At 70.5% G+C, this 11,628-nt stretch carries 11 protein-coding genes; 5 read left to right on the forward strand and 6 right to left on the reverse strand.

Translation table 11 applies throughout. The annotated features are described in order from the left end of the window. Nucleotides 1-12 precede the first annotated feature (12 nt). Nucleotides 13-1,722, reverse strand: coding sequence for a glycerol-3-phosphate dehydrogenase/oxidase (locus ACFWZ2_RS10690; protein WP_384544509.1), 1,710 nt, complete (start codon nucleotides 1,720-1,722; stop codon nucleotides 13-15). A gap of 227 nt (nucleotides 1,723-1,949) precedes the next feature. Between ACFWZ2_RS10690 and ACFWZ2_RS10695 the strand changes: the two genes are divergently transcribed. Further along, on the forward strand, nucleotides 1,950-3,203 hold the full coding sequence (locus ACFWZ2_RS10695; protein WP_384544511.1) for a nucleotide sugar dehydrogenase: 1,254 nt from the start codon (nucleotides 1,950-1,952) through the stop codon (nucleotides 3,201-3,203). Nucleotides 3,204-3,298: 95 nt separating this feature from the next. Next, a complete protein-coding gene (locus tag ACFWZ2_RS10700; RefSeq protein ID WP_384544513.1) occupies nucleotides 3,299-3,877 on the forward strand; it encodes a hypothetical protein in 579 nt (192 codons plus the stop codon). 99 nt (nucleotides 3,878-3,976) lie between these two features. On the opposite strand, the gene ACFWZ2_RS10705 is transcribed toward ACFWZ2_RS10700, so the two are convergent. From ACFWZ2_RS10705 to ACFWZ2_RS10720, 4 genes are all read right to left on the reverse strand, one after another. Then, on the reverse strand, nucleotides 3,977-5,101 hold the full coding sequence (locus ACFWZ2_RS10705) for a GuaB3 family IMP dehydrogenase-related protein (RefSeq protein ID WP_384544515.1): 1,125 nt from the start codon (nucleotides 5,099-5,101) through the stop codon (nucleotides 3,977-3,979). A 112-nt stretch (nucleotides 5,102-5,213) separates the two neighbouring features. Next, nucleotides 5,214-6,722 carry an IMP dehydrogenase gene (gene guaB / locus ACFWZ2_RS10710; RefSeq protein WP_384544517.1) on the reverse strand — a complete coding sequence of 503 codons (1,509 nt, stop codon included), beginning with the start codon at nucleotides 6,720-6,722 and terminating at the stop codon, nucleotides 5,214-5,216. A gap of 114 nt (nucleotides 6,723-6,836) precedes the next feature. Then, a complete protein-coding gene (locus ACFWZ2_RS10715; RefSeq protein ID WP_127909693.1) occupies nucleotides 6,837-7,412 on the reverse strand; it encodes a sigma-70 family RNA polymerase sigma factor in 576 nt (191 codons plus the stop codon). Between the two features lie 266 nt (nucleotides 7,413-7,678). Beyond that, the gene (locus ACFWZ2_RS10720) at nucleotides 7,679-8,290 is read right to left on the reverse strand and encodes a response regulator transcription factor (RefSeq protein ID WP_003948568.1); all 612 of its coding nucleotides are present in this window, start codon (nucleotides 8,288-8,290) and stop codon (nucleotides 7,679-7,681) included. Nucleotides 8,291-8,679: 389 nt separating this feature from the next. On the opposite strand from ACFWZ2_RS10720, the gene ACFWZ2_RS10725 reads away from it, so the two are divergent. Next, complete coding sequence (locus tag ACFWZ2_RS10725) at nucleotides 8,680-9,009, forward strand: WhiB family transcriptional regulator (RefSeq protein WP_384544520.1); 330 nt, start codon at nucleotides 8,680-8,682, stop codon at nucleotides 9,007-9,009. Nucleotides 9,010-9,082: 73 nt separating this feature from the next. Here the strand turns inward: ACFWZ2_RS10725 and ACFWZ2_RS10730 are convergent, their stop codons facing one another. Further along, complete coding sequence (locus ACFWZ2_RS10730) at nucleotides 9,083-9,979, reverse strand: LysR family transcriptional regulator (RefSeq protein ID WP_384544522.1); 897 nt, start codon at nucleotides 9,977-9,979, stop codon at nucleotides 9,083-9,085. An 81-nt stretch (nucleotides 9,980-10,060) separates the two neighbouring features. Between ACFWZ2_RS10730 and ACFWZ2_RS10735 the strand changes: the two genes are divergently transcribed. Both ACFWZ2_RS10735 and ACFWZ2_RS10740 read left to right on the forward strand, forming a co-directional pair. Beyond that, nucleotides 10,061-10,732: an MOSC domain-containing protein gene (locus ACFWZ2_RS10735; protein ID WP_384544524.1), complete on the forward strand. Its 672-nt coding sequence runs from the start codon at nucleotides 10,061-10,063 to the stop codon at nucleotides 10,730-10,732. A 9-nt stretch (nucleotides 10,733-10,741) separates the two neighbouring features. Next, nucleotides 10,742-11,515: an SDR family NAD(P)-dependent oxidoreductase gene (locus ACFWZ2_RS10740; protein WP_384544526.1), complete on the forward strand. Its 774-nt coding sequence runs from the start codon at nucleotides 10,742-10,744 to the stop codon at nucleotides 11,513-11,515. Nucleotides 11,516-11,628: the final 113 nt, after the last annotated feature.

Consider the following 11,628-nt stretch of genomic DNA (forward strand, 5'->3'; position numbering starts at 1 on the left):
ACCGCAGACCCGCTAGTTGAGCGGCACGATGTCCGGCGCCCCGAGCCGCGCCGCGTCCGCCGTCAGGTCGTCGGGCTGGCGCTGCGACTCCCGCTCGGCCTCCACCCGCTTCTCGTAGTGCTGCACCTCCCGCTCGATCTGGTCCTTGTCCCAGCCGAGGACGGGCGCCATCAGCTCGGCGCACTCCCTGGCGCTGCGCGTGCCCCGGTCGAAGGTCTCGATCGAGATGCGCGTGCGGCGCGTCAGCACGTCGTCGAGGTGCCTGGCCCCCTCGTGCGAGGCCGCGTACACGACCTCGGCGCGCAGATAGTCGTCCGCCCCCTGCAGCGCCGCGCCGAGCGTGGGGTCGGCGGTCACGAGGTCGAGCACTTCCTCGGCCATCGAGCCGTACCGGTTCAACAGGTGCTCCACGCGCACCACATGGAGGCCCGTCCGCGCGGCGATCCTCGCCCGCGCGTTCCACATCGCCTTGTACCCCTCGGCTCCGACGAGCGGGATGTCCTCGGTGACGCAGTCGGCGACGCGCTGATCGAGGCCGTGCACCGCCTCGTCGACGGCGTCCTTGGCCATCACGCGGTACGTCGTGTACTTGCCGCCCGCGACGACCACGAGGCCGGGCGCCGGATGCGCGACCGTGTGCTCGCGCGACAGCTTGCTCGTGGCGTCCGACTCCCCGGCGAGCAGCGGCCGCAGGCCCGCGTACACCCCCTGGACGTCGTCCCGCGAAAGGGGCACCGCAAGCACCGAGTTCACATGCTCCAGCAGATAGTCGATGTCGGCGCTGGAGGCGGCCGGATGCGCCTTGTCCAGGTCCCAGTCCGTGTCGGTGGTCCCCACGATCCAGTGCCGCCCCCACGGGATGACGAAGAGGACGCTCTTCTCGGTCCGCAGGATCAGCCCGGTCGACGAGCTGATGCGGTCCTTGGGCACCACCAGATGGATGCCCTTGGACGCCCTGACGTGGAACTGCCCCCGCTCGCCCACCATGGCCTGGGTGTCGTCCGTCCACACCCCGGTGGCGTTCACGATCTGCTTGGCCCTGACCTCGTACTCCCCGCCCCCTTCCACGTCCTGCACGCGGGCGCCGACCACCCGCTCGCCCTCGCGCAGGAATCCGGTGACCCGGGCCCTGTTGGCGACCTTGGCGCCGTACACCGCCGCGGTGCGCACCAGCGTCGCCACATAGCGCGCGTCGTCCATCTGCGCGTCGTAGTACTGCATCGCGCCGACCAAGGCGTCCTTCTTCAGGCACGGGGCCACGCGCAGCGCGTGGCGCCGGGTCAGATGGCGGTGCAGGGGCAGTCCTCTGCCGTGTCCGCGGGACATCGACATGGCGTCGTAGAGCGCGACGCCCGATCCCGCGTACCACCGCTCCCAGCCCTTGTGCTGCAAGGGGTAGAGGAACGGCACCGGTTTCACGAGGTGCGGGGCGAGCCGTTCGAGGAGGAGGCCGCGCTCCTTCAGCGCCTCCCGCACGAGCGCGAAGTCGAGCATCTCCAGATAGCGCAGGCCGCCGTGGATCAGCTTGCTCGACCGGCTCGACGTGCCCGACGCCCAGTCCCTGGCCTCGACAAGACCGGTGGACAGGCCGCGGGTGACCGCGTCGAGTGCCGTGCCCGCGCCGACCACCCCCGCGCCCACGACCAGGATGTCCAGCTCCCGGTCGGCCATTCCCGCAAGTGACTCGGCACGCTCCGCTGGCCCCAGTGTCGCTGTCCTCACCGCTGCCTCCCGTTGCGATCGGGTGTGGTCGGACTCACATCATGCCCAGATTTCCGTCGCGCCCGCTGATCGCGGCCGCGGCCTGTGGACAACACTCCGGACTCCGGAATCGGGCAATGCCGCATATCGGTCATATTTACTCCTAGTCTGACATTGCGCTGGTCCGCCTTGTCCACAGGGCTTGCGCACTCGTCCCGGTCCGGCTATTGGGAGGACGGCCCACCGCCATGCCCGCAGATCTCGCTGTCATCGGTCTCGGCCACCTCGGCCTGCCCCTCGCCCAGGCCGCCGTCGCCGCCCGCATCGCGACCATCGGCTACGACCCCGCCCGCGCCGCCGACCTGGCGGGCGGCCGACTGCCCTGCGACGGCGCCGAGGGCACCCTCACCGCCGCCGACGTCCGCCGGATGCTCTCGGGGGGCTTCCGGCCGACCACCAACCCGGTCGAGCTCGGCCGGGTCCGTACCGCGGTCATCTGCGCCCCCACCCCCGCGGCCGCGGACCGCTCGCTCGACCTGACCCAGGTGGCCGACGCCGCCCGGGCCCTGGCCGCGCGCCTGCGCCCGCACACCACGGTCATCCTGGAGTCCCCCGCGTACCCGGGGACCACCGAGGAATTCCTCCGCCCGATCCTCGAACAGGGCTCGGGGCTCCGCGCGGGCCGCGACTTCCATCTCGCGTACTCCCCGGGCCGCCTCGACCCGGGCAACCGCCTGCACGGCTACGCGGGCACCCCCAAGGTGATCGGCGGTCTCACCCCGGCCTGCACGGAGTCGGCCGCCGCCTTCTACGGCCGCCTCACCGACAAGGTCGTACGCGCGCGTGGCCCCCGCGAGGCCGAGACCGTGCACCTCCTGGAGACCAACTACCGGCACGTGAACATGGCCCTGGTCAACGAAATGGCGGTGCTCTGCCACGACCTGGGCATCGACCTGTGGGACGTCATCCGCTGCGCGGAGACCAAACCCTTCGGCTTCCAGGCGTTCCGCCCCGGGCCCGGCGTCGGCGGCCACGGCGTCCCCCTGGACATCCCCGCCCCGTCCCGCGGCGCCCGCCCCCTGCGCATGGTCGAACTGGCCCAGCAGGTCAACGACCGCATGCCCCAGTACGTCATCCAGCGCTCGGCGACCCTCCTCAACGAACACGGGAAGTCCGCCCGCGGCGCCCGCGTCCTGCTCCTCGGCGTCACCTACAAGCCCGACCTCGCCGACCAGCAGGGCGCCCCCGCCCAGGAGGTGGCGACCCGCCTGATGGAGATGGGCGCGGCCGTCAGCTACCACGACCCCTACGTCCCGAACTGGAGCGTCCTCGGCCACCCCGTCCCGCGCGCCGACTCCCTCTACGAAGCGGCCGCCGACGCCGACCTCACGATCCTGCTCCAGCACCACCGCACGTACGACCTCCAGGGGCTCGCCGTGAAGGCCCAACTCCTCCTGGACACAAGGGGAGCGACCCCGGCGGGCGCCGCACACCGTCTGTAATCACCCGCGTTCCCCCTCGGGTGTCGGTTGCGACTGCTACTGTGCGGCCCTTCTGCCGCACATCAGTACGGCGCACACACCCCAGGGGGACCCGCATGACCCAGCCGCCACAGCCATCGGACGGCAACCCGTACGGCCAGCAGCAGCCGTACGCACCCCAGCAGCCGTACGGCCAGCAGCCTCCGCAGCAGCAACAGCCGTACGCCGCCTTCCCGCAGCAGCAGCCCCTGCACCAGGGCGGCTTCCCCGCCCCGCAGCCCCCGGCCCGCACGGGCAACGTCGGCCTGGGCATGGCCCTCGCCGTCGTCCTGCTGTTCGTCACGGCCGGCATCTACGGCGCCATCCTGAAGGCCGTGGAGCACGAGATCGGCTACGCCGCGATCGGCGTGGGCCTCATCATCGGATTCGCCGCGGGCAAGGTGGGCGGGCGGCACACCGCGATCCCGATCGTCGCCGCCGTGGCGGCCCTGATAGCCGTGTACCTGGGCCAGCTCACCGGGTACGCGATGGCCATCGGCGAGGGCTTCGACGTCTCGTTCCTGACCGTCTTCACCGACCACTTCGACCTGGTCAACGAGGTCTGGAAGCACGAGAAGGACGTCCTCACCTTCGTCTTCCTCGCCGTGGGCGGCGCCGCCGCGTTCTCCGCGGCCAAGAAGGCCGGGGACCAGTAGCCCCCGCGGAACACGCGAGGACGGCATACGCAAAAAGGGTTCGGGCCCACCGAAAGGTGGGCCCGAACCCTTTCCGCTCAAGCCGGGCGCGGCGTCGGCTCAGCGCTTGTGCTGCGAGTCCGCGACCGTGACCTCGACGCGCTGGAACTCCTTGAGCTCGCTGTAGCCCGTCGTCGCCATCGCGCGGCGCAGCGCACCGAAGAAGTTCATCGAACCGTCGGGGATGTGCGAGGGACCGGTGAGGATCTCCTCGGTCGTGCCGACCGTGCCCAGGTCGACCTTCTTGCCGCGCGGCACGTCCTCGTGGACGGCCTCCATGCCCCAGTGGTGGCCCTTGCCGGGCGCGTCCGTGGCGCGGGCCAGCGGGGAGCCCATCATCACGGAGTCGGCGCCGCACGCGATGGCCTTGGGCAGGTCGCCGGACCAGCCCACGCCGCCGTCGGCGATGACGTGCACGTAGCGGCCGCCGGACTCGTCCATGTAGTCGCGGCGGGCGGCCGCGACGTCGGCGACGGCGGTGGCCATCGGCACCTGGATGCCCAGGACGTTGCGCGTGGTGTGCGCGGCGCCGCCGCCGAAGCCGACCAGGACGCCCGCGGCGCCGGTGCGCATCAGGTGCAGGGCGGCGGTGTACGTGGCGCAGCCGCCGACGATGACCGGGACGTCCAGCTCGTAGATGAACTGCTTCAGGTTCAGCGGCTCAGCGGCGCCGGAGACGTGCTCGGCGGAGACCGTGGTGCCGCGGATCACGAAGATGTCGACGCCCGCGTCCACGACGGCCTTGGAGAACTCGGCGGTGCGCTGCGGGGAGAGCGCGGCGGCGGTGACGACACCCGAGTCGCGCACCTCCTTGATGCGCTGCCCGATGAGGTCGGCCTGGATGGGCGCGGAGTAGATCTCCTGGAGGCGCCGGGTCGCGTTCTCCGGGGCCAGCTCGGCGATCTCGTCGAGCAGCGGCTGCGGGTCCTCGTGCCGCGTCCAGAGGCCCTCGAGGTTCAGCACGCCGAGGCCGCCGAGCTCACCGATGCGGATGGCGGTCTGCGGCGAGACCACCGAGTCCATGGGAGCGGCCAGGAAGGGCAGCTCGAAGCGGTAGGCGTCGATCTGCCACGCGATCGAGACCTCCTTCGGGTCGCGGGTGCGCCGGCTCGGTACGACGGCGATGTCGTCGAAGGCGTACGCGCGGCGGCCGCGCTTGCCGCGCCCGATCTCGATCTCAGTCACGTTGTGGGGCCTTTCCCTCTTGGTCTGCCTGTCCAGTATCCCCGACACACGTGGAAGGGGCGGCCCCGGTGATCCGGGGCCGCCCCTTCCACGCGCGCGTGGAGCCTGGAGGCTACTTGCTGCGGCTGTAGTTCGGTGCCTCGACCGTCATCTGGATGTCGTGCGGGTGGCTCTCCTTGAGCCCCGCGGACGTGATGCGCACGAAGCGGCCGTTGGCCTGCAGGTCGGGGACGGTGCGTCCGCCGACGTAGAACATCGACTGGCGCAGACCGCCCACCAGCTGGTGGACGACGGCCGAGAGCGGGCCGCGGTAGGGGACCTGGCCCTCGATGCCCTCGGGCACCAGCTTCTCGTCGGAGGCGACGCCCTCCTGGAAGTAGCGGTCCTTGGAGAAGGAACGCTGGTCGCCGCGCGACTGCATGGCGCCGAGCGAGCCCATGCCGCGGTACGACTTGAACTGCTTGCCGTTGATGAAGAGCAGCTCTCCGGGGGACTCCTCGCAGCCTGCGAGCAGCGAGCCCAGCATGACCGTGTCGGCACCGGCGACGAGCGCCTTGGCGATGTCTCCGGAGTACTGCAGGCCACCGTCGCCGATGACCGGGACACCGGCCTCCTTGGCGGCGAGCGACGCTTCGTAGATGGCCGTCACCTGCGGCACGCCGATACCGGCGACGACACGCGTCGTACAGATGGAGCCGGGTCCGACGCCGACCTTGATGCCGTCGACACCGGAGTCGATGAGCGCCTTGGCGCCGTCACGCGTGGCGATGTTGCCGCCGATGACGTCGATGCCGGGGGCGTCGGACTTGATCTTGGCGACCATGTCGCCGACGAGCCGGGAGTGGCCGTGCGCGGTGTCGACGACGATGAAGTCGACACCCGCGGCGATCAGGGCCTGGGCGCGCTCGAACGCGTCGCCCGCGACACCGACGGCGGCGCCGACCAGCAGGCGCCCCTCCTGGTCCTTGGCCGCGTTCGGGTACTTCTCGGCCTTCACGAAGTCCTTGACCGTGATGAGGCCCTTGAGGACGCCCGCGTCGTCGACCAGCGGAAGCTTCTCGATCTTGTGGCGGCGCAGCAGCTCCATGGCGTCCACGCCGGAGATGCCGACCTTGCCGGTGACGAGCGGCATCGGCGTCATGACCTCGCGCACCTGGCGCGAGCGGTCCGACTCGAAGGCCATGTCACGGTTGGTGACGATGCCGAGCAGCTTGCCCGCCGCGTCGGTCACCGGGACGCCGCTGATCCGGAACTTCGCACAGATCGCGTCGGCCTCGGCCAGCGTCGCGTCCGGGTGCACCGTGATCGGGTCGGTGACCATGCCGGACTCGGAGCGCTTCACCAGGTCGACCTGGTTGGCCTGGTCGGCGATGGAGAGGTTGCGGTGCAGTACGCCGACGCCACCCTGCCGCGCCATGGCGATCGCCATGCGGGACTCGGTGACCTTGTCCATCGCGGCCGACAGCAGCGGGACGTTCACGCGCACGTTCTTCGAGATGAGCGAGGAAGTGTCGATCTGGTCGGGCGCCATGTCCGACGCGCCCGGCAGCAGCAGCACGTCGTCGTAGGTCAGCCCGAGTGTCGCGAATTTCTCGGGCACTCCGTCGACGTTTGCAGTCATGACACCTTCCCCAAATGGCCTTGATCGGTGCGGATGTCCATGCTAACGGGATCCGAGGGTGTCTCATTCCACGATCAAGATCATTCGTAAGCTTTGTACGTTCCTACGTCGCCGTCACTGCTCGGCGAGCGCCCGCAACCGGCTCAGGGCCCGGTGCTGGGCCACCCGCACCGCCCCGGGTGACATCCCCAACATCTGCCCGGTCTCCTCCGCCGTGAGCCCGACGGCGATCCTGAGCAGCAGCAGCTCCCGCTGGTTCTCCGGAAGGTTGGCGAGGAGCTTCTTGGCCCACTCCGCGTCACTGCTGAGCAGCGCGCGCTCCTCGGGGCCGAGAGAGTCGTCGGGCCGCTCCGGCATCTCGTCGGAGGGCACCGCGGTGGATCCGGGATGGCGCATCGCGGCGCGCTGCAGATCGGCCACCTTGTGGGCGGCGATCGCGAAGACGAACGCTTCGAAGGGGCGCCCCGTGTCCTTGTAGCGCGGCAGCGCGAGCAGCACCGCGACACACACTTCCTGCGCCAGGTCCTCCACGAAGTGCCGTGCGTCACCCGGCAGTCGGGACAGTCTCGTACGGCAGTAGCGCAGCGCCAGAGGGTGCACATGCGCCAGGAGATCGTGCGTGGCCTGCTCGTCACCCTCAACGGCGCGAAGGACGAGGGCACCGATCACCGTCGTCTTGTCATCGCGCATCGGTCCATGGTGCCTTGACGGCGACTGTTCCGTGGCACCGCGTCCGTAGTTGTGCACTGAAGCGTTATGAGCAGGTGCGCCGGAAGTCATCTCCTGCGCCCTCCCCTCCCGCTCGATCGACTCGTCCCCGAGGAACTCCACACCTCAAGGATGCGGCATCGGCGGCGAAGCGACAGCAATCGCTCCCGATGCGGGGGGCGACGGGCGTCCGTCACCCCGCCCACCAGACGGCGGGCGGGGATCGCCGTGCCCCCGCGGCGACACATCTAGCGGACCAGGCCCCAGCGGAAACCGAGCGCCACGGCGTGCGCCCGGTCCGAGGCGCCGAGCTTCTTGAAGAGCCGCCTGGCGTGCGTCTTCACGGTGTCCTCGGAGAGGAAGAGCTCGCGCCCGATCTCCGCGTTCGAGCGGCCGTGGCTCATGCCTTCGAGCACCTGGATCTCGCGCGCGGTGAGCGTGGGCGCGGCGCCCATCTCGGCCGAGCGCAGTCTGCGCGGGGCGAGGCGCCACGTCGGATCGGCGAGCGCCTGGGTCACCGTCGCCCGCAGTTCGGCGCGCGAGGCGTCCTTGTGCAGATAGCCGCGGGCACCGGCGGCGACCGCGAGCGCGACCCCGTCGAGGTCCTCGGCGACGGTGAGCATGATGATGCGCGCACCGGGGTCGGCGGAAAGCAGCCGCCGGACGGTCTCGACGCCGCCCAGACCGGGCATGCGTACGTCCATCAGAATCAGGTCCGAACGGTCGGCGCCCCAGCGGCGGAGGACTTCCTCGCCGTTGGCCGCCGTCGTCACGCGCTCGACGCCGGGCACGGTCGCGACCGCGCGGCGGAGCGCCTCTCGGGCAAGCGGGGAGTCGTCGCAGACGAGGACGGATGTCATGACTGTCCTCCGCGGCTCTCACAGCTGCTGCGCGTCACCTTGAGCCTCCAGGCTGGTACATATTCGTCACCTGTGCGGTTGACGCTCTCGGACACCTGCCCGAGCGCTTGTTCTTTCAACCGCCTCGCACTCTCAACGACGGTCACCCGAAAGAGTTACGGGGCGGTCAGCCATCTTCGGCACTCTACGTGAGGGCGCGGACACAGCGCAGACAGCGCAAGAGACCCTCAACCTTTCATCACAAGCTATGCCCCATTTAGCGCCTTTTCTTCCCTTTTCCTGGTGTCTGTGGCTAGATTCGCAATGAGTCATATTTTCATCTCCTTAGACAGTAGATGTACGGTCATGGGCACCGTATCCGCGTCAGAACGGCTTCAAGGGGACCAGCAATGGCAGATTTCTCCCGCCTTCCCGGACCGAACGCAGATCTGTGGGACTGGCAGCTCCTCGCGGCCTGCCGCGGGGTCGACAGCTCGCTCTTCTTCCACCCGGAGGGCGAGCGGGGAGCGGCGCGCAGCGCACGCGAGAACTCCGCCAAGGAGGTCTGCATGCGGTGCCCGGTGCGCGCGGAGTGCGCCGCTCACGCACTCGCGGTGCGCGAGCCGTACGGCGTATGGGGCGGCCTTACCGAAGATGAGCGCGAAGAGCTGATGGGGCGCGCCCGCAATCGCCTGGTCACGGCATCGGCCGCGACGGCCGCCGCCGCGTCACACCGCTGAAGGAACGTTTCCTCTCTGACCACGTCGAACGCGCCCGTGCGCGTCCTGACACGCCCCGGCCACGTACGAACGATCAGCGGGCAGCGGCCCGCGCGAGGTGGTCCAGGGTGGCGGCGACGGCCGGCACCTGGGCCAGATCGGGCAGCGTGAGCGCGACGATCTCGCGCTGCACGGCCGGCTCGACCGTCACGGCGCGGGCACCCTTGGGGCGCACCGACTCGATGGCGAGCTCGGGCAGCACCGCGACCCCGAGGCCCGCGCCGACCAGGCCGATCACCGCCGGATAGTCGTCGGTCGCGAAGTCGATGCGGGGCACGAAGCCCGCACCCTCGCAGACCTCCACCAGCTGCCTGCGGCAGCGCGGGCAACCCGCGATCCACGACTCGTCGGCGAACTCGCCGATCGTGACCGAATCCGCCGCGGCGAGCCGGTGCCCCTCGGGCACGAGTCCGACGAGCCGGTCCGCGAGCAGGGGGCGCACGACGAGGTCGTCCCACTCCTCGGCGGCGGCCGCCCCCTCGTACCGGAAGGCGAGGGCCACGTCGCAGTCGCCCTCGCGCAGCATCTCGACGGAGCGCGGCGGTTCGGCCTCCACGAGGGAGACGCGCGTGCCGGGATGGGCCGCGCGCAGGGCCGCGAGGGCGCCGGGCACGAGCGTCGAGCTGCCGCTGGGGAAGGAGACGAGCCGGACGCGGCCCGCGCGCAGGCCCGCGATGGCGGCGACCTCCTCCTCCGCGGCCGTCAGCCCGGCGAGGATGCCCGCGGCGTGCCTGACCAGGGCCTCACCGGCCTGCGTCAGACGCATCTCGCGGCCGGTGCGGATCAGCAGCGGGGTGCCCGCCGAGGATTCGAGGGCCTTCATCTGCTGGCTCACGGCGGGCTGGGTGCAGCCGAGCTCGCGGGCCGCCGCCGAGAAGGAGCCGGTGGCGGCCACGGCGCGCAGGACACGGAGATGACGGGCCTCGATCATGGTTTGAGCATAAGCGACGCTTGGATATGTCGCGAAATATTGCATCGCGGCTTTGAGGGATGCTCGCCTAGCCTTCCTTTCATGAAGCTCCTCTCGGTAAATCTGGGCCGCCACACCGTCGTCGAATACACCGACTCCCCCTCCGGCGGCACGGGCATCGACAAACGGCCGACGGAAGGCCCGGTCCTGGTGACGGCGCCAGGAGAGAAAGGGGTCGGCGGCAGCGGTCTCGCCGGCGACGACATCGGCGACCTGCGCCACCACGGCGGCAACGACCAGGCGGTGTACGCCTTCGCCCGCGAGGACCTCGACACGTGGCAGGACCTCGTCGGACGTCCCCTGCCCAACGGCGTGTTCGGCGAGAACCTCACCACTTCCGGGATCGATGTGAGCGGCGCGCGGATCGGCGAGCGCTGGCGGATCGGCTCCGGACCGCTGCTCGAAGTGACGAGCGGCCGCATCCCCTGCCGTACGTTCCAGGGGCACGTCGGCGAGAAGGGGTGGGTGAAGCGGTTCACTCAGCAGGGCATCCCCGGGGCGTATCTGCGGGTGCTCGAACCGGGCGAGATCCGGGCGGGCGATCCGATCGAGATCGTGCACCGGCCCGCTCACGAGATCACCGTCGCCCTCCAGTTCCGGGCCGTCACCACGGAGAGGTCGCTGCTGCCGCGGCTGCTGGAAGCCGGTGACGCGCTGCACCCCGAGGCGATCGAGGACGCCCACGCGTATCTCGCGAAGTACGGCGATCACTAGCCTTACGCCATGACTACGGCTCTGATTACGGGATCGACCGCCGGCATCGGCGCCGCCTTCGCGCGGCGCCTCGCCGGTGACGGACACAACCTCGTGCTGGTGGCGCGCGACACCAAGCGGCTGCAGGAACAGGCGACCGAGCTGCACGACCGGCACGGCATCGAGGCGGAGGTACTGACGGCCGACCTCTCCACCGACAAGGGCATCGAGCTCGTGGAGGAGCGCCTCTCGCGCCCCAGGGAACCCGTCGACCTCTTGATCAACAACGCGGGTTTCGGCAACAAGGGCCGGTACCTGGACGTCCCGATGAGCGACGAGCTGACCATGCTCAAGGTGCACTGCGAGGCGGTGCTCCGGCTGACGTCGGCGGCGGTGAAGTCGATGCGGGAGCGGGGCAGGGGCGGCGTCGTCAACGTCGCGTCGGTGGCGGCGTTCGTGCCGCGCGGGACGTACGGCGCGTCCAAGGCGTGGATCGCGCAGTTCACCCAGGGCGCGGCGAAGGACCTGGCGGGCTCGGGGGTACGGCTGATGGCGCTGTGCCCCGGTCTCGTACGGACCGAGTTCCACGAGCGCGCCGGAATGGGCACGTCCAACATCCCCAAGTGGATGTGGCTCGACGCGGACAAGCTGGTCGCCGCGGCCCTGTCCGACCTGGCCCGCGGCAAGTCCCTGTCCATCCCCGACCCGCGCTACAAGGCGCTGATGGGCGTGGCGAAGGTGACGCCTCGGTCACTCCTTGGCGGGATCACGTCACGTACTGGGCGGAAGTACGGGCCGCGGTAGGCCCCGCGAGGTCGGCACCGCGTCTGCCGGGTCGCCGCTCGTCGCCGGGCGCGGGTTTCGTCCTGGCTGGTCGCGCAGTTCCCCGCGCCCCTGACGGGGCGCCCCGTCAGGGG

It is taken from the genome of Streptomyces sp. NPDC059002 (assembly GCF_042740435.1).
Lineage (GTDB): Bacteria > Actinomycetota > Actinomycetes > Streptomycetales > Streptomycetaceae > Streptomyces.